The organism is Dactylosporangium fulvum (genome assembly GCF_025137375.1).
In the GTDB taxonomy this organism is placed as follows: domain Bacteria; phylum Actinomycetota; class Actinomycetes; order Mycobacteriales; family Micromonosporaceae; genus Dactylosporangium; species Dactylosporangium fulvum.
In genome coordinates, this window is record NZ_CP073720.1 from 2,017,243 (window position 1) to 2,034,228 (window position 16,986).

The 16,986-nt window shown below is 69.2% G+C and carries 15 protein-coding genes; 3 read left to right on the forward strand and 12 right to left on the reverse strand.

Annotation, left to right across the window (positions count from 1 at the left end; all coding sequences use genetic code 11):
• Positions 1-9: 9 nt before the first annotated feature.
• The 6 genes from Dfulv_RS09375 to Dfulv_RS09400 form a co-directional block, all read right to left on the reverse strand.
• Complete coding sequence (locus Dfulv_RS09375; RefSeq protein WP_259862272.1) at positions 10-630, reverse strand: C40 family peptidase; 621 nt, start codon at positions 628-630, stop codon at positions 10-12.
• 369 nt (positions 631-999) lie between these two features.
• Positions 1,000-1,479 (reverse strand): aminoacyl-tRNA deacylase, encoded by a 480-nt coding sequence (locus Dfulv_RS09380; protein WP_259862273.1) that lies wholly within the window; start codon positions 1,477-1,479, stop codon positions 1,000-1,002.
• A gap of 139 nt (positions 1,480-1,618) precedes the next feature.
• Entirely contained in the window at positions 1,619-2,503 is an 885-nt protein-coding gene (locus Dfulv_RS09385; protein WP_259862274.1) for an LLM class flavin-dependent oxidoreductase, read from the reverse strand.
• A 139-nt stretch (positions 2,504-2,642) separates the two neighbouring features.
• A complete protein-coding gene (locus Dfulv_RS09390) occupies positions 2,643-3,557 on the reverse strand; it encodes an NHL repeat-containing protein (protein WP_259862276.1) in 915 nt (304 codons plus the stop codon).
• Between the two features lie 15 nt (positions 3,558-3,572).
• Positions 3,573-5,420: an alpha-amylase family glycosyl hydrolase gene (locus Dfulv_RS09395; RefSeq protein WP_259862278.1), complete on the reverse strand. Its 1,848-nt coding sequence runs from the start codon at positions 5,418-5,420 to the stop codon at positions 3,573-3,575.
• Between the two features lie 56 nt (positions 5,421-5,476).
• Complete coding sequence (locus tag Dfulv_RS09400) at positions 5,477-7,633, reverse strand: GmrSD restriction endonuclease domain-containing protein (RefSeq protein WP_259862280.1); 2,157 nt, start codon at positions 7,631-7,633, stop codon at positions 5,477-5,479.
• A 276-nt stretch (positions 7,634-7,909) separates the two neighbouring features.
• Between Dfulv_RS09400 and Dfulv_RS09405 the strand changes: the two genes are divergently transcribed.
• On the forward strand, positions 7,910-9,133 hold the full coding sequence (locus Dfulv_RS09405; protein ID WP_259862282.1) for a cytochrome P450: 1,224 nt from the start codon (positions 7,910-7,912) through the stop codon (positions 9,131-9,133).
• A gap of 6 nt (positions 9,134-9,139) precedes the next feature.
• Here the strand turns inward: Dfulv_RS09405 and Dfulv_RS09410 are convergent, their stop codons facing one another.
• Positions 9,140-10,123, reverse strand: a complete 984-nt coding sequence (locus Dfulv_RS09410) for an NAD-dependent epimerase/dehydratase family protein (protein ID WP_259862283.1) — start codon at positions 10,121-10,123, stop codon at positions 9,140-9,142.
• A gap of 337 nt (positions 10,124-10,460) precedes the next feature.
• Between Dfulv_RS09410 and Dfulv_RS09415 the strand changes: the two genes are divergently transcribed.
• Positions 10,461-11,594 carry a DUF4236 domain-containing protein gene (locus tag Dfulv_RS09415; protein WP_259862284.1) on the forward strand — a complete coding sequence of 378 codons (1,134 nt, stop codon included), beginning with the start codon at positions 10,461-10,463 and terminating at the stop codon, positions 11,592-11,594.
• A gap of 622 nt (positions 11,595-12,216) precedes the next feature.
• Here Dfulv_RS09415 and Dfulv_RS09420 read toward each other — a convergent pair.
• From Dfulv_RS09420 to Dfulv_RS09430, 3 genes are read right to left on the reverse strand one after another with little or no spacing between them, the layout of a single operon-like run.
• Entirely contained in the window at positions 12,217-12,456 is a 240-nt protein-coding gene (locus tag Dfulv_RS09420; protein ID WP_259862285.1) for a hypothetical protein, read from the reverse strand.
• Between the two features lie 12 nt (positions 12,457-12,468).
• On the reverse strand, positions 12,469-12,900 hold the full coding sequence (locus tag Dfulv_RS09425) for a type II toxin-antitoxin system PemK/MazF family toxin (protein ID WP_319805782.1): 432 nt from the start codon (positions 12,898-12,900) through the stop codon (positions 12,469-12,471).
• Positions 12,807-13,082, reverse strand: coding sequence for a hypothetical protein (locus Dfulv_RS09430; protein ID WP_259869900.1), 276 nt, complete (start codon positions 13,080-13,082; stop codon positions 12,807-12,809). Before Dfulv_RS09430 ends, Dfulv_RS09425 begins: the two co-directional genes overlap by 94 nt.
• A gap of 205 nt (positions 13,083-13,287) precedes the next feature.
• Between Dfulv_RS09430 and Dfulv_RS09435 the strand changes: the two genes are divergently transcribed.
• Positions 13,288-13,821, forward strand: coding sequence for a nucleotide triphosphate diphosphatase NUDT15 (locus Dfulv_RS09435; RefSeq protein ID WP_259862289.1), 534 nt, complete (start codon positions 13,288-13,290; stop codon positions 13,819-13,821).
• Between the two features lie 288 nt (positions 13,822-14,109).
• On the opposite strand, the gene Dfulv_RS09440 is transcribed toward Dfulv_RS09435, so the two are convergent.
• Together Dfulv_RS09440 and Dfulv_RS09445 are read right to left on the reverse strand one after the other, a co-directional pair.
• Positions 14,110-15,912 (reverse strand): glycosyltransferase, encoded by a 1,803-nt coding sequence (locus Dfulv_RS09440; RefSeq protein WP_259862290.1) that lies wholly within the window; start codon positions 15,910-15,912, stop codon positions 14,110-14,112.
• Between the two features lie 350 nt (positions 15,913-16,262).
• Complete coding sequence (locus Dfulv_RS09445; RefSeq protein WP_259862292.1) at positions 16,263-16,970, reverse strand: uracil-DNA glycosylase; 708 nt, start codon at positions 16,968-16,970, stop codon at positions 16,263-16,265.
• Positions 16,971-16,986: the final 16 nt, after the last annotated feature.

The following is a 16,986-nucleotide window of genomic DNA, read 5'->3' on the forward strand; positions in this document are numbered from 1 at the left end:
CGGCGGGCGTCAGCCGACGATCCGGCGGGCGTACCGGAAGTCGTAGATCGGCGAGACCTTCACCCCGCCGCGCTCGGTCGACGCGTGCACGATGCGCCCGCCGCCGATGTAGATCCCGACGTGTCCGCTGGACGGGAACACGAGGTCGCCCGGGCGCAACTCGCCCCGGCCCACCGGCCTTCCCCTGCCGGCGAGCCCGCCCGTGGTGCGGGGCAGGCTGACCCCGATCCGTCGGTACGCGGCGACGACGAGCCCCGAGCAGTCGAACCGGTCCGGTCCGGCCGACCCGAAGGCGTACCCCTTGCCGACCTGCGCCGTCGCGAACCCGACGACCGTGCCGTCCCCGCCGGCGGCCGGCTGGACGGGCCGGGTCGTCGTGGTGCGGATGCGGGGCCGGTTCGGCGGCGCCGCAGTGCGCGGCTTCGACCTGGTCGCCTTGCGCTGCGCGGTGCTCTTCCCCGCACCGCCCGCCCGCGGCGCGGCCGTGCGCTCAGTGACCTTGCGCCGCGGCCCCGGTGCCCGCTCCGGAACCTGCGCGGCCGGCGGTGCCGGGCGCAGCCGCCGCTCGACGGACCTGAGTTCGACGAGCCGGTCGGCCCGGGCCGGCTCCTGGGCTGCCCCGACGAACACGTACGGGGTCTGGGTGACGACGATGCCCGCAGCAGGCGGGCTGTTGAGTGTTCCGGCGACAACAGCGGCGCACGCGATGGTGCAGACGGTGGTCGCGGCCGCGAGATTGCGGCGTAACGGATGTGTGGACAGTGAGACTCCCCGCTCGGCCCGGGGCTCACCTGCGCATTCCGGCCGGCTCGCACGAATGGTGGTGCGCGCCGCGTGACCGCCCGTCGAAGCACTCCCACGGACGACCTCCGGAAACCCGGGCAATGATGATTGCCGAGTGCCAGATTTGCACATCTTCCCGACAGCAAAGGCATTTCCGGCAAATTGCCATTGGCGGGCGCGGCTTTCTGCGGTACCGCCGGGAAAAGCGCCCGTCGATCAGGCCTGCGGTTCGGCCTCGGAGACGTCGGCGACGGTGGCCTTCAGCACCTCGATCGCGGCGTCGGCGGCCACGGCGAGCGCGACCCCGTGCCGCCCGCCACCCAGCGTGATCTCCCGCCCCCGGACCCGCTCGTCGGCGATGACCGGCCAGGCGGTCGTCGACCCGAACGGCGTGATCGTGCCCCGCTCGTAGCCGGTCGCCTCCTTGGCGGTCGCCGCGTCCGGCATCGAGACCCGGTTGACCCCGAGGAGCGCCCGCAGCTTCGGCCAGGAGATGACCCGGTCGCCCGGCACCAGCACGAACCGGAACGAGTCGTCCGTCAGCCGCACCACGATCGTCTTCACCACGTCGGGCACGGCCACGCCACGCGCCTCGGCCGCCTCCGCGAGGCTGCGGACCGGCCCGTGCTCGACCACCCGGTAGGCGATCCCGGTCGCGGCGACCCCCTCGACGGCGGGGTTCGGCCCCTGGCTCATGCGTCGCTCCGTTCCTCGGCCGGGTCGGTCGCGCCAACGGTACTGCGATCCGGCTCCCGTTCGGCACCGAGCGCGTCCAGCGGCCGCACCGGTGACCGGCTCCGTCCACGGCATGAAGCCCTCCGTGTCCCGGCGGCGGTCAGGGGACCAGCGGGCGGACCTCCTGCGCGACGAAGCGCATGAAGCCCTCCGGGTCCGGGTCGTCCGGGGTCGGCTGCAGGACCACGGTGTCGGCCCCGGCCTCCGCCCAGCGGCGCACCGCGTCGGCGACGGTCTCCGCGTCACCGGCGACGGTCACGTCGGCCGGGTCCACACCGCGCTCGGCGTAGCCCCACTTCACGTGCTCGGCCGCCATGCGCTCCGCGGCGTCGGGACCGGTCGCCGCGTGCAGGTAGACGACAACCGGGTGCGGGTCGGTCCGTCCCGCGGCTCGGCGCCCCTCGTCGATCAGGCGCCGCGCGGCCCGTACACCCTCGATGTCCGTGCCGCCGGTCAGGATGGTCCCGTCGGAGACCTCACCCGACAGCCGCAGGGTCCGCGGGCCGGTGGCGCCGGCGAGCACCGCCGCGCCCGTGGTCGGCGGCCAGTCCAGCGCCACGCCGTCCAGCCGCACGTATCGCCCCTCGACGGTGACCCGCTCGCCGCGCAACAGGGCCCGCAGCGCCGACGTGTACTCGCGCAGCAGCGTCAGCGGCGAATCCGCGCGGGCGCCGACCTGGCCCATCCAGCTCTGCACACCGTGGCCGACACCGACGATCGCCCGGTCCGGGAACAGCCGGAACAGCGTGGCCAGCTCCATCCCGGTGATGGCCACGTTGCGCAGCGGCACCGGCAGCAGGCCGACCCCGACCCGCAGCCGCGACGACCACGCCAGCGCCGCGGAAGCGGTGGCGATCCCGCTCTCCAGGAAGCAGTCCTCCCACAGCCACAACTCCTCCAGCCCGGCCTCGTCGGCGGCCCGGACGACGGACCGCAGTTGTTCCGGCGGAAGCTGGGGCAGGAACACGGCGCCGAGAGTCGTCATGCCCGCCAGTCTGTCACGGTTGATCTCATAAACAGTATTGACGGGACAAAACGTCGGGTCCGTTCATCGACGTTCCGCTCTGCGGGTGTCTCCTCCTGGCTTCGGCGGAGCCCACCGAGGCCGGTGCCGACCGCGTTGTCTATGCGTCCACGCGCACGACGGTGTAGGTCGTCTCCGGCGTCGGCGTCGCCACGTTGAAGCGGGCGTTCACCGCGTAGAGCCGCGAGCCGAACCCGGCGACGGTCGCCGGAATGTCGAACTTCGGGTGGGTGATCTCGTCGACCAGGACGGCCTCGGCCAGGTCGGGGCGGAGCCGGAACTTGGCGATGACGTTGAAGAAGTTGCGCACGACGTAGAGGTGCTGCCCGCGGCGCAGCAGGCCGTCGCCCTGCAGGACACTTGCCCCGCCGAGGTCGATCCGCTGTGCCGTGCCGCGCGCCGGGTCGAACGAGAACAGCCGGTCGGCGAGCATCTGCACGATGATCAGCCGCCCGTCCGGTGTCGCCTCGATCCCGTTGTTGAACCCGGCCGCGTCGCCGAGCTCGCCGGGGAGCTGGACGGTCCGCACGGCGGACTGGCCGGGCAGGCGTCCGGACCGGTCGAGCGGCACCACGTAGAGCACGGGCTGGTAGGAGTCGGTGAAATACGCGGCCTTCGGGGTGACGACGACGTCGTTGACGAACGTGCCGCCGAAGCTGTACTGCGCGAGGGTCTTGCCGGACGCGCTGTAGACGGTCGCGCCGCCGGTGCCGGCCCCGGCCGCCCACAGCCGCTGGTGCGTGTCGAACTCGAGGCCGAGTGCCGCGCCTCCGGTGCGCCCGGGGACGAACGTCCCGCCCCGGCCGGTGAGGACACTGCCCCGGTAGATCGCGCCGGTGTCGAGCGAACCGACGTAGAACGTCGGGCCCCGGCCGGCCGTGATGCCCTCCGGCTGGAAGCCCGCCGGCAGGTCGATGATCTCCGGGAACACCGTGCCGGCGTATGCTGCCCCGCCGGGGATCGCCAGGCCGGCCGCGACTCCGGCGGCACCGGCGAGCAACGCGCGTCTGTGCATGAAATCCACCCCGTTTCAGATCTCACTGCGGACCGGCAGCATCCTACCGAGGAATGCCGACTCGTAGATGACCGCTCCGGCAGGTGGGACGGTCAGCTCCACCGACTTCCCGTTGCGCCGCTCGACCCGCACCCGGGTGCCCTCGCGGTCCTTCTCGGTGCTGTACACGCAGGTGAGCTCGTCACCCGTGGCGTGCAGCCCGTCGTCGACGGTCACCCAGGCCGTGTGCGCCCGGTCCGGATCGGTGTTCACGGCGACAAGCACCTCGTGGTCGGCGAAGATCCGCGACCACGGCAGCAGTCCGCGCGCGGTCGGCAGCTCGAACCGGACCCCGTCGACCGACACCGGCCGCAGGTACTGCCGCCCCCTCCGCAGCGCGGGTGTCCGCCGCCGCACGTCGAGGATCCGGGCCAGCTCCCGGTAGGTGGGGTGCTCCTCGTCGAAGGCGTGCGCGCCGCGGCTGCGGAACGGGCCGAACCGCCCGCCGAACATCGCCTCACGGATGTACCGGTCGTCGCCGCCCCGGCCGTCGAAGTGCTGCTCGCCGCCGTAGTACACGCACGGGATGCCGAGTGTCGTCGCGTTCAGCGCGAGCGCGACCAGGGTGAGCCGGTCGCCGAGCTCGTCGGCCGCGAACCGCGCCTTGTTGTCGCCCTTACGGACCTGGTCGTGGTCGTCGTAGCCGGTCACGACCTTGTCCCGGAACCACGTGTGCGACTCCCGCCCGACCTGCAGCGAGTTGCGGAACAGGTCGAAGTACTCGCGCGGCTCCCGCAGCCCTTTCGCCGTCGACTCCAGGCGGTCCTGCACGTCCGCGATGCCGAGCGCCGCGTCCATGCCCACCTCGTCCAGGGTGCGGTACGCGAAGGCGCGGTCCCCGGTGATCTCGGCGATGAGGTAGAACCGCTCCTTGCCGATCGACTGCGCGAACTCGTGGATCGCCGACGCGAAGTACCGCGCGGCGCCGGGGTCCAGGTGTTTCACCGTGTCGACGCGGAACCCGTCCAGGTCGGCGAAGGCGATCCAGAACTGGTACGCCCGGGTGAGCGCGACCAGCGCCGGAGACGGCCGGTAGGCGTCGGCCGGCCCGCTGCCGAGCGTGATGTCCTTGAGCCCGACGAAGTCCCCTTCGAGATACTCCGGGTATCGATCCCAGTGGACGATCCGCCCCTTGCCGGTGAAGGTGCCGAGCCGTTGCAGTTCGGCGGGCCAGACCGCGCCGTCGGGCCACGCCTCGGGCACGTCGCCGAACTGCAGGGTCGGCTGCCCGTGCGCGTCGCGGAACCCGCGGACGTCGTAGGCCGATCCCATCCAGGGCGGCTGCCGGTCCGGCTCGTAGGCGAACACGTCCCCGGCGTGGTTGAGCACGACGTCGAGCACCACACGGATCCCCGTCGCATGCGCCTCGGCGACGAGGTCCCTCAGCTCCTCGGCGGTGCCGAAGTGCGGATCGACGGCGAGGAAGTTCTGGATCCCGTAGCCGTGGTAGCTGGGCCGGCCGGCCACCTGCTTGAGCACCGGACTGACCCAGACGGCGGTGATCCCGAGCCGCCGCAGGTATCCGAGCTTGCTCCGCAGCCCCGCGAGGTTCCCGCCCACCCAGTCGGCCCCGGCGGCCCGCCACAGTGTGGCCTCTTCCTCGGTGCGCACAGCGTTACCGTGGTCGCCGGCGCTGATGAGCGGCGTTCCGCCCCGATCGACGAGCCGCCCGGCATTGTCGCGGCACCCGGTCTCGCGACCGTCCGAGAAGCGGTCCACCATCAGGAAGTAGAGGACTTCGTCTTCCCAGGCGGCAGGCGAGGGGTGGAACGCCCGCCGCGTGAGGCCGGCAAAATCCACATCGGCAACCCGCCGCAACTCCATCGACGCCCTCCGACTCTCCGAGTGCGCCCGATCCTGCCACGCCGAACGGCGGCCCGTCAGTCATCGCCTGCGACCGACCCCTGATTGAGCGCTCGTTTCCGCAGGTCGTCGAGCAACCGCAGCGCCCCGTCGGGCTCCTGCACCTGCCAGAACATCCAGCCGTTCCAAGACTGCTTCTCGAGCACCGCCGCGGCGGCGGGTGAGGCGGCTTCGAACTCCTCACCGGACTCGACCCGGATCTTGGCCTTGTCGGTCAGCACGGCCCGGTAGTCGGTGCCGCGATAAGCGCCGACCAACTGCGCGCCCGCCGTCAGCTGGCCCTTCTCCATGAGATCGCGCAGCGACACGTCGAACCGGACCCGCGTGCGCTCCTTGGGCTGTTGCGGGGCGATCTCGGGCACCACCAGCCCGTACTGCTCCGGCTTCCACACCAGCTCGCACAGTCTGCGGTACAACTCCTGACGGCTGTCGATGGCGGCCGGGTCGAACTCGTCGGCGAAGGGCGTGAACGGCAGGTTGTGTGCCTCGACCGTTCGCAGGAACGTCGGATTGTTCTGATAGCAGTCCGGGTGCAGCGACCGTACGAGCAGATGCTGTCCCATGTAGTGCGGAAGCTTCTTCGCGTACGGCATGTCGCCGAAGCTGGCGTTGAAGTCCTTCGGCAGCAGCAGGAGAGCCCCGAACCGGTTCCGGAGGTCGGCGAACTTCCGGCGCGGGATGGTCGGCTGGTAGGAGAACTTGTCCGCCCAGATGTGTTCGATCTCGAACGGCGGCTGGTCCTTCCCCGAGCGGGTGTAGTCGGCGAAGGTGTGCCCGGTCCGGCACTGCTGGTCGAGCCACGACGCCATCCGCGCCAGGATGTACTTCACGTAGGTCCGGTTGCGGGGCCGGAGCGAGAACGAGCTCACCGCCTCGAAACTGTCCGGGATCGCGGCGACCTCCTCGCCGAGGCGCTTCGCCAGCGTGTCGGCATCCATCTCACGGATCTCCCGCGCCAGGGCGAAGAGCCGATGCTCCACCGCGGTGTACCGGAAATCATGGGCGTTGACCATGCATCGCGCCACGAAGATGTCGAGGTAGCCGGCGACGAGGTTGGCCTTCCGGCGGAAGGTGACGTCGTCGTCGTCGACGGACAGCGTCGCGAGGATGAGCGGCAGCTGCAGCGTGACGGAGTTGTAGGCGTTGTAGTACAGCGGTTCCAGACCTGGCGTGAGGTGCCGGCTCGCCAGGAGCAGTTCGCGGTACCGCTTCGCGAGGTGGTCCATGTCGCGGAGCACGAACTGCCGGGCTCCGGCCGGGCGGTCCAGGTCGAGCCTCGCCTCGTGTTTGCGGACCCACTTGTCGAAGGCGGAGCCGATGCCCTCGTCGTCGTCCGAACCGGCGGAGTGCTTTGCCCGCAGCCATGCCTTGACGAAGGCCGAATGCGCACCGGGATCGATGTCGCTCAGGTCCGTCAACCGGCTCCGCCAGACCTGGTTGACGACGTCGCGATCGTCCGCGTCGACCTTCGCCAGCATGAAGCTCTTCAACATGTCGAGACCTGTCAAGCGGAGCCCGCGGTCGTTCATCGTCTCGAAGATCTCCAGCGCGAGCCCGCTGTCGCCGGTTGAGATCTCAACGAGGGTGACCCGGTCGAGCAGCCAGTAGATGAAGTACGGAAGCTCCTCGTCCCGGAGATCCTCGGGGAAGTGTTTCTCGATGTCCGCGAAGCGGTCCCAGAGATTGCGGACCGAGGCGCTGGCGTTGACGGTGTCGAATTCGGTGCCCCGCAGCATCGCCTGCAGGCAGGGGCGCCGCTCCTCGTCCTCGACGGCGAAGACCTTCTGCCCGTAATGAGAGATGAAGACGAGGTTGTCGATCGAGTCGACCGCGTCCTCCCGGCCGTCCTGGATTCGACGGAGCCAGATCAGCAGCAGCATCAGCGTGGTGAGTCGCTGCTGGCCGTCGATCAGGTAGTTGACACCGTCCCGGCCGGAGGTGATGACCGGCCCGAGGAAGTACGGCTGGTACCGCGCGACGTCGAGCAGTTCGTGCTGCGGTGACCATTCCTTGACGAACCGGCCGGTGAGGTCGTTGATGAGTTCCTCGACCTGCTTCTCGGTCCAGGCGTATTCGCGCTGGTACGAGTCCAGTCCGTAGCGGCGTCCGTAGAAGACCTCGCGGATGGTGAGCGTCTTGCCCTGGATCTGATCGGTGACCCGCTGGCCGGACATGAGAAACCTCCGACATCGTGACGACTGCGGCAGTGACCGAACGTATCGAAGTGATCATGACTGATGCATCCTCGAACCGGCCCGCGATGCGTTACTGCTCAGCCACCCTGCCCACCCCTTCGACCGATGCGATTCCGGCGCCGTGCGCGTGACGTCCCGGTGTGGTTCCGGTACGCCGGCCGTGGTACGGCAGCCGGCCGGATACCGCCGGGGGAGCAGGCCCGGTGTCGTCGCCGATCCGACGTGACGCCGCCGCCGGTGGCCGACGCTGGCCGCATGACAACAGTCCACACCACAACCGTCCCCGGCTGTCGGGCCGATCGCGCCCGGCAGCATGAGCTGCGGCTGCTCGCTGCCAGCCGGCCCGGCTTCCCGGCACTGCTCACCCTCGGGCGGTTCGCCCGGCCGATGCGGCGGGTGCCGGGGCTCGGCTGGGTGGTCGCCGACCCCGGCGCCATGCGCCGCATCCTCGCCGACCGGGACCATTTCACGATCGTCGGCGAAGGTGTTGTCGGGCACCTCTGGGCGCGGGTGCTCGGCGGCTGGGTGTACGACCTCTTCGACGGCCCCGGCCACCAGGCCCTGCGCGCGACGACCCGCGACCTGTTCACCGAGGAGCGGGCGGCGGTGCTCGTGGCCCGCGCCGCCGGGCCGCGGCTGCGGCGCTGCACCGCCGAACTCGCCGCCGGCGCGACCGTCGACGTCGCCGAGCTGAGCCGCGAGGTGGTCGGCCGGGTCGTCGCCGACCTGCTCGGCCTGCCCGGCACCGGGCCGGACGCCACGTACCGGGAGATCTTCGACACCGGCCTCGCCCTGGCCGCGCTGGCGGCCCGCAGCACCGCCTCGCCACACGTACCGCCGCGGATCGTCGACGCCGGAAAGGCGATCGTCGCCCGGATGACCGCCCAGGTCGCAGCCGGTTGGCGCACCGCGCCCGGCGGCACGCTGCTCGGCCGGTGCCGCGAGCTCGGGCTGGGCCTCCGCGAGACGGAGGGCCTGGCGGCCCTGCTGACCGTGGCGGGGACGCAGACCACCGCCTCGGCGATGGCCCGGACCGTGGCACTGCTGCACGACACCGGCGAGCAGGACCGACTGCGCGCCGAGCCGCACCTGCTGCCCGCCGCGGTGCGCGAGGGCCTGCGGGTCGCCTGCCCGATACCGGTGATCACCCGGTCCGTCACCACCGACGTGGAGGTCGCCGGCCGACGGCTCCGGGCCGGCCACCGGGTCCTGCTGCTGACCGCGACGGCGAACCACGCGCGCGGCGGGTTCGACCTCGACAACCCGCACTTCCCGGAGCTGCGCCACCTCTGGTTCGGCGCTGGCCGCCACTTCTGCCTCGGCGCCCCGGTCGGCCGCGCCGAGGTGTCCGCCCTGCTGGATGCCCTGCTGGCGACCGGTCGCCCGTGGCACATCCGCCAGCGGCGGTACGGCCACCGCGTCCTCATCCCGGCCTACGCCAGTCTGCGCATCGTCCTCCGCTCCGGTGGTACACATTGAAGCCTGTCACCGCTGGTGCCATTCCTCCAGCAGTTGCGTCTCCCGCTCCGATATCAGGCGCTCCGGCGGCGGCGACAGCGGATGGCGCACCGCGTGCTCATACGTCTCCCGCACCGTCTCCCGCAGCGGCCGTGGCGCAAGGCCGGCCGCGAACGCTGCCGCCGGGTCCGCAGCGTTCACCTCCGCCTCCGAGTCGAACGCCGACCACAGCGGCAGGCTCTCGGCGTCGATCCCACGCTCGCCGAGGAAGTCGGGGTCGACCCACGTCAGTGTCGTCCCCGGCGGTCCGACCTCGGCGACGATGGCCTCCAGCAACTCCCGGAACGAAAACGGCGGCGCCGGGAACGCCGCGTGGAACACCCCGCCGGCGCCTCGCTCCACCATGTCGAGCGTCCACTTCGCGAGGTCCCGGGCGTCGATGACCTGGATAGGCGCTTCCGGCAACCCGGGCGCGAGGATCTCCCCGCCCCGGGCGACCCGCTCCACCCACCAGGTGAACCGGCTCAGATGATCGTGCGGCCCGACCACGTATGTCGGCCGCAGGATGAGCGTCCCCGTCCCGAACCGCTCCACGGCGACCCGCTCACACGCCGCCTTCAGCGCGCCGTAGGTCTCGTCGGTGACTTCCTCGATCGTCGGATCCACGAGCTCCCGCAGCGGCGCGTCCTCACGGAAGCCGGGCTTCGGCCGGTCGTAGACGGAGACGCTCGAGACGTAGACATACCTCCCGGCGCGCTCGTCGAGCGCGTCGGCGATCTCCCGGACCTGCCGTGGGAAGTAGCCACTGACGTCGATCGTCACGTCCCACGCCCCGTCCGCCAACACGGAGAGGTCGCGGTTGCGATCCGCGAGCACGTGTCTGGCCGCCGGGAACAGATCCTTCCCGGTCTGCCCCCGATGCAGCAGCGTCACGTCGTGCCCCCGTGAGAGGGCGTCCTCAACGATGTGCCGCCCGACGAACCGCGTGCCCCCGATGACCAACATCCGCATGCAGGCATCATTCCCTACGGCCGGTGACAGCCAGGTGTCATCGGTGGGGCCGGAACTCCCACCAAGTTCGAAGAGCCTCGATTCCCTGATGGGCCGGACGCATTCCGGCGCGTTACCGCGCCGCGTGACGGGTCCACTCGATGGGTGGCGTAGTGACATGCCACTCAGCAGTGGACCCGCGCTACGGTTGGTGCCAGATGGTGCTCCGTATCGTCCTGTCGTCTGTTTCCTCCGGTTGCGTGAGCTGCACGTTTGCCACTTGGAATCGAACGAATGGCCGACCGTCCCGGCCATGCAGTTGGCCCAATCCGGCAAATGCGAACGTAGCGTCTGGAGCGTGGGTTTCTCGATCAAGCTCGCCCCCGGGGTCCGTATCAGAGCCTCGTCACGAGGCATCCGGACCAGCATCGGCCCGCGAGCGGCCCGCGTACATTTCGGTGCCGGCCGGACCAGCTTGTCGACCGGAGTCGGCCCGTTCGGCTACTCCACCTCGCTGGGCGGCGGCCGACGAAGTGGTGGTGGTCGCAGCGCAACCTCGGCGCAGGCCGCCTACCAACGTCAGCTGGCGGTCCAGCAGCGGCAGGCCGCCCAAGCGGAGAAGGAGGCGATGGCCCGGCAACTCGCCGATGCCTTCCTGCGAATTCTGGGCCTCCATCGGGTGGACTTTCCGCCGGCGCAACGGCCGTTGGCACCCGAGCCGCCAGCCCCGAACCGGGCAGCAATCTACGCCCACCATGAGAAGCACGCCCTCACCGGAATCGGCATCTTGAAGCGGACCGAACGTGCGGCAGCCAAACAGCGAGCTGCGGCATCTGCCGATGCCGAGGTCCATCGGCGGTGGCAGGAGCTGAAGGCCCAACAGGCGCAGTGGCAGCGGACGCTCGACCAACATTGGGAGTTCCTCCGCCGCAACGATCCCGGTGCGGTCCTGCAGTCCCTTGCCGAAGCGTTCGAGGACAACGAGGCAGCATCTGCGGCGGTCGGCGTCGATGGCGCTGAGGTCTCTCTGGTCCTCCTTGTGCCACCGGCGTCACAGGTGATTCCCGAGCAGATGCCGTCGCGGACCGCAGCGGGCAACGTGTCGCTGAAGAAGCTCGCGCAGGCCGCCAAGGCAGACCTCTACAAACAGTTCGTTTGTGGGCAGGTCCTCGTGACTTTGCGAGAGGCGTTCGCAGTTGCTCCCGGACTCGCTTCCGCCCGAGTCGTCGTCCTGCGCAACGACGGCCGCGACGTCTACGGACGTCCGGCCATGCCGTGCATCGGTGCCTTCAGCGTCACCCGCGACGCGCTACGCGGTATTCGGTGGAACGACGCAGATGCGGTCGACATCCTCAACGCGGCGGCTCGGGAAAAGCTCGTGAACCAGCAAGGCCGGAGCAAGGAACTCGGTCCCGTCGACTTGAGCGCAGAGCCTGACATCGTGGCGCTCATCAGAGTCGTTGATCTGGAGGGCCTCGCGTCGGCGCGATAATCGGCCGAATGTCGATGCACGGTCACGTCGACTCGCCTCACATCGGCTGCCGCCAGACGATCTCTACCGTTCGCGGGTCGAAGCCGGGTCCCCGCCGGGTCACGGGCAGAATCCGGACCGCCTCCAGCAGGGTCGATAGGACGGCACGCTTCTGAGTGAGCGTGAAACCGTCCCAGAACTCGGCCGCCCGCTCCCCCCATCACTTCCAGGACAAGCTGGGCGTGAGGTGTCCCGAACGTCCTGGAGGAGAAGATCTTCGGGCCGCTGCCGGACAATACGGTGGCATCCAGCCGTGCGATTGTCGCTGTTGTTAGGTGCTTCGGAACGAGCAGTGCATGTAACCGGGGTCGGGTTGCCGCCATTGGCACCGGCGCTGCTGGTTGGTGTGCTCCTTTGTGGAACGGCTCTCCGGCGGCATCGACGGCCGCACGTGCCGTCTGGACTCAATCTGCGGCGTGCTCGGCATCGAACAGCGGTCGGTGCCGGTCGTCGGTGAAGTCCTCGATGTTGCAGAAAGCACCCGTCGCGGTGCAAGGCCACGACCGTTCCGCCCGTGCAGGCCGCTGTTCGTCCGCGAAGGGTGACGCTACGACCCGTCAGCCCGTTCGGAAGCCCCGTCGCCTCACCCGCTGATCGGGACGTCCAGGTTCTGGATCTTGTCAGCGGTGGCGGCCTGGCGGATCCAGCTGTCGAGCCGGTCGAGGTCGGTGCACCCGGCGATCTCGGCGCGGATCTGCTCAGGGATCTCGACGCCGCGGGCGTCGAGGATCGCCAGCACCGCGCTGACTTCGCCGTGGGCTTCGCCTGCGCTGAAGTATCGGCGGGCGAAGTTGCTCTGGTGACGGTGAGTCGTTGTGGTCATGAGCCGTCGCGTTCAGAGGTCGAGGAAGTACCGCATCACCTTGCGGATCTCGGCCAACTCGTCGGTGGTGATCTGGCCCAGTCTGCGCCGGAGACGGGTCGCGTCGATGGCGCGCAGGTCTTCCGGGCGGGCGAAGCTAACCCGGCGGAGGCCCGTTTCGGGTCCGCTGATCCGGGGCTGGGTCACCAGACCGCGATCGTGGCCGGTAAGCGGAACGACCATGACCATGTTGATCGGCAACGCATGAAGCCCGTTCGACGACACCACGACGACTGGGCGTCGACCGCCTTGTTCGTGCCCGACCGTGGGATCGAGCTCGGCGAGCCAGATCTCGCCGGTACGGACGTTGCTCACTCCCACCAACCGGGTTCGTCGTCCGTGGTCAGCGTGTCCCGGTCGGTGCCCGCCTGCCAGGTTCGCGACTCGGCGCGGTCCGACGCCCACGCGTCAGGGTTCTCCTGCCGGAGCCGTTCGAGCTGTTCCTGGGCGCGCGTGAAGAAGGCCTGCCGCTCGAGCGTTTCGGTGGCCTCTGCCAGCAGGGCACCCATGGTGATGCCACGCTCCCGCGCCAGGACGGCCAGCCTGTCCCGGACGGCGGAGTCGACCTTGATCGTGGTGCTGCCCATACCATCCAGGCTACCAACGGGTATACCTATGGGGATGCCGACTGCTCCTGACGATGTTCGTGGGGGCATGCCCGGGAGCGTAGCCAGCCACACTCGCGGATTCCCAACCCTGAGGGCCCTACCAGTCGCGCCCGAAATCAGTACCGCCACCTCATGTGGAACGGTGAAGGCGACTTGTGCGGACGGGATGAGCGGAGCATCAGGAATGCGGGAACAGGCGCCACGCGTCGGGATCGGGGTCTTCGTGATCAGGGACGGCTCGTTCCTCATGGGGTTGCGCCGGGGCGCGCACGGCGAAGGGACCTGGTCGGTGCCGGGGGGACACCCGGAGTTCGGCGAGTCCTTCGAGGAGGCCGCCGCCCGTGAGGTTGCCGAGGAGACCGGCCTGACGGTCGCCAACCTCCGGTTCGGTGCCGTGACGAACGACGTCTTCGACGGTGCGGGCAAGCATTACGTGACCATCTGGATGCTGGGTGACCACACGGACGGAGAGGCGGAGGTCAAGGAGCCGGACAAGTTCGTCCGCCAAGGGTGGTACGACTTCGAAAGCCTTCCCCGACCGCTGTTTCTCCCGTGGGTGCAGCTCCTCCGCTCCAGTTTTGTCCAGGACATTCGTCAGCAGGTGGAGAGCAGCCCTCGCCGCAGCGCTGACGCCTCGGCGAGGGCGACGTTGTCGACTGATATTCCGGTCGATATCAGCCCGGTCCACCGGTCCGGCGGTCGTTCGGGGCGGCGATGACCCGGCGATCGTGCTACGAACTTCCGTGACGAACTCCAGGGTCGTGAGGGGCCGCTGTGTCGATCCGCATGTTGGCGCTGATCATGGCCCCGCCACTGGCCCGGACAGGAGGTGAAACATGACGTTGTCCAACAATTGGCGACGTGCCATCTTTGCGGTGTTTACGCTCGCGTCGCTGGCGACTCTGCTGTACACGATCGGAGCGCCGCACGAGCACGGAGGCTGAGGACGGCGGTCAGGAGACCATGCCACCGGCATGGTCTCCTGAACCGACGAACTGCAGGCTCACTACGCCGCGCGCGTGATCAGATCGTGCATGCGGCGCCGTGCGAGCTCCATGCGGATACGCCGGTCGCTGCGAGGGTCGGTCATCGTCGGGGCGATGGGCTCGCCGATGACGATGACCATCGTGGGTTTGCGACGGAACGCTCGCCCCAACCCGGTCGGCGGGGTGAAACGGATCGACAGGGGCACGACAGGTACCCGTGCCTGGGCGGCGAGATGGAACGCGCCCCGCTTGAAGTCGCGCAGGCTCGTGCCGTACGGCTTCAGTTCGCCCTCGGGAAAGAAATGCACGATCCTTCCCTGGGCGAGGAAGAGCTCCATCTCGGAGAAGAAGAGCGGCAGCCCCGCCGGGGTGCGCGGCACCGCGACACCGCCCAGCAATCTCACCAGACCGCCGTACCAGCGGTTCTCGAGGTTTATCGGCGCCGAGGTGAAAACGGGTCTGCGCGGGAACAAGGCGAGCGCGACGAGTGCGCTGTCGAGAAGATGCACGTGGTTGCACACCGTGAGCACGCCGCCGACGCGAGGGAGCCGGTTCTCGCCTTCGGCGCGGACACCCAGGATCACACGCGTCCAGAGAAAGAGCAGCGGAATCGCTATCACGTAGTAGAAGGCGTTCGACAGTAGTCGATACACCCGGCCGGTGTACCCGGCCGGTACTTCCGGTGTGTGGCCTGCCCGAGCATAGACCCGCTCGATCGCCTTGACGCTCCGATCGACCGTGTAGAGCTCGGCGTAGCGGGCATAGGTCTCCGACGCGGCATCGAGGGCCGCCGGATCGTCGATCCAGCCGTCGATCCGTTCGGCGAGCGACGACGGGTCACCGGCGCGGAACAGGTTTTCGGGCCCGAGCGCGAACTGGCCGGTCGCGCTCCGTGCGCTGTCGGAGATGACCGGCACGAGTCCGCAGGAGAACGCCTCCATGCAGGACACCCCTTCGATTTCGACATCGGAGGCGTGTACGTACAGATCACAGCCACGGATGAGTTCGACGAGCTCTTCTTGCGAGTAGTAGCCGAACTGTGCCGGGTTCGCGAGTTTCGAGGCCATCCGGCGCAGGCGCTTCTCCCGTGGGCCGTGCCCCGCGAAGTGCAACTGGATGCGTGCGGCGTGGCGCGATCGCCGCACGGCCCGGATCAGAACATCCTGCCGTTTCTCGGGGGAGAAACGGCCCACCATGAGTATTCGGAACGGCTCGTCGGCGCCTCGCACTCGGGCCGGTCCCGGCCGAAAGCTGCTCCCCACACCGTTGGAGATCACGTGGAGCCGTGCCCGGTACCCGTGGTGACGGAGCTGTGCCGCGATGAAGGTCGACGGACAATGGATGTCGGTGAAGCGTCCGTAGAACGCGAGGCGCAGCAGGACGTACACGAGGTGTGCGGCCGGTGGGAACCAGCCCAGGCCGATGTTGTACGTGACGTTCTCGGGCTGTATGTGGAATGCGGCGATGGCGGGCACCCCGAGCCGGCGTGCGATGCGCTCCGCGGCACGGCCCAGCGGCCAGGGCTGGTAGATGTGGACGACATCGGCGCCCTTGATCGCGGCGATCAGCACCTCTCGCACGGGCTTGGCGAACAGGGTGTTCTGGCGATGCGCGAAACGGCTCGCGATCGGCACCACGAGCTCCGGAACCCAGAACATTTCAGGTTCGTCCCGCCTCTGACCGGTCGCGTCACCCGGTTCGCCGCACGCGACCACGCGCACCGTGTGCCCTCGCGAGATGAGAGTGGTGGCGAACCGCATCGCCGATATCGTGGTTCCGTTGTTGTCGACATTGAACGTGTCGATGACCAGCGTGATGATCATTGCCGCCCCGTCGCTCCCCGGATTCCCTCGACTGATGGATCTTGGCCGGAGGTTGCGGATCAGGGCGGCGAGGTCGGACCCGGCGAATCGGCGAACCGGGAGGTCCGGGAGTGGCGCCCGGCCGGCAGGAAGCCGGTCATAGTGGACGAACGGTGCTGATTTGGGCGTACGGAAGTCCGAGGGTTTGGCACTTGCTGTGCCCGGTCTCTTCGTGCGCGACGAACATGCGGACATCCCTGACCCAAACGAATGATCAGCACGCTATCCAACACGTATCGACAGGTCAATCCTCCGCCGCGCCGGTGGTCATCTGGCCGCTCCGTTGGTGGTCTTCTGGCCGCTGAGTCGCGTCACTGCCGCGGCATCGCCGGTGACCACCGCACCGGGGGAGTTCCGGCCGCCACGAGTGCCGCGTTGATCTGGCTGAACGGGCGGCTGCCGAGGAAGCCGGCCGGGTTCATCGGGCTGGGGTGCCCGGCGCGTAGTACGACGTGCCGGTCGTTTGTCACCAGCGGTGCCTTCGCCTTCGCCGCCGCGCCCCACAGCACGAACACGACGCGGTCCGCCTTCGCGTTCAGCGCCCGGATCGTGGCGTCGGTGATGTTCTCCCAACCGCGCCCCTTGTGCGAGTTCGGGGTGCCGGCGCGGACGGTCAGCACCGCGTTGAGCAGCATCACCCCTTGCCGGCACCACGCGGTCAGGTCACCCGACGGCGGCGGGTCCACCCCCAGGTCATCGCGCATCTCCTGGTACACGTTGCGCAGGGACGGCGGGACCGGGACGCCCGGCGGCACGCTGAAGCTCAGTCCATGGGCCTGTCCCGGCCGGACGTACGGATCCTGGCCGAGGATGAGGACCCGGGTCGCCGCGAGCGGGGACAGCTGGTACGCGGCATAGATGTCCTGCTTCCGCGGATACACCGTGGTGGACCGGTATTGCTCGACAACAAACGAGGACAGCGCTGCCACGACAGCGGGGTCGACATATGGGGTGACCGCCTCGCGCCAGTCCTCGGGCAGGAAGTCCAGAAGGTACACAGGCTTCGCCGATACGGTCATGGCCCGCAATCTATCG

What these genes read in the sequence shown, in the direction of transcription:
- Dfulv_RS09380 (WP_259862273.1), bottom strand. Translation starts at nt 1,479, where the DNA reads ATGAGCCAGGGGCCGAACCCCGCCGTCGAGGGGGTCGCCGCGACCGGG.
- Dfulv_RS09385 (WP_259862274.1), bottom strand. Translation starts at nt 2,503, where the DNA reads ATGACGACTCTCGGCGCCGTGTTCCTGCCCCAGCTTCCGCCGGAACAA.
- Dfulv_RS09390 (WP_259862276.1), bottom strand. Translation starts at nt 3,557, where the DNA reads ATGCACAGACGCGCGTTGCTCGCCGGTGCCGCCGGAGTCGCGGCCGGC.
- Dfulv_RS09395 (WP_259862278.1), bottom strand. Translation starts at nt 5,420, where the DNA reads ATGGAGTTGCGGCGGGTTGCCGATGTGGATTTTGCCGGCCTCACGCGG.
- Dfulv_RS09400 (WP_259862280.1), bottom strand. Translation starts at nt 7,633, where the DNA reads ATGTCCGGCCAGCGGGTCACCGATCAGATCCAGGGCAAGACGCTCACC.
- Dfulv_RS09405 (WP_259862282.1), top strand. Translation starts at nt 7,910, where the DNA reads ATGACAACAGTCCACACCACAACCGTCCCCGGCTGTCGGGCCGATCGC.
- Dfulv_RS09410 (WP_259862283.1), bottom strand. Translation starts at nt 10,123, where the DNA reads ATGCGGATGTTGGTCATCGGGGGCACGCGGTTCGTCGGGCGGCACATC.
- Dfulv_RS09420 (WP_259862285.1), bottom strand. Translation starts at nt 12,456, where the DNA reads ATGACCACAACGACTCACCGTCACCAGAGCAACTTCGCCCGCCGATAC.
- Dfulv_RS09430 (WP_259869900.1), bottom strand. Translation starts at nt 13,082, where the DNA reads ATGGGCAGCACCACGATCAAGGTCGACTCCGCCGTCCGGGACAGGCTG.
- Dfulv_RS09435 (WP_259862289.1), top strand. Translation starts at nt 13,288, where the DNA reads ATGCGGGAACAGGCGCCACGCGTCGGGATCGGGGTCTTCGTGATCAGG.
- Dfulv_RS09440 (WP_259862290.1), bottom strand. Translation starts at nt 15,912, where the DNA reads ATGATCATCACGCTGGTCATCGACACGTTCAATGTCGACAACAACGGA.
- Dfulv_RS09445 (WP_259862292.1), bottom strand. Translation starts at nt 16,970, where the DNA reads ATGACCGTATCGGCGAAGCCTGTGTACCTTCTGGACTTCCTGCCCGAG.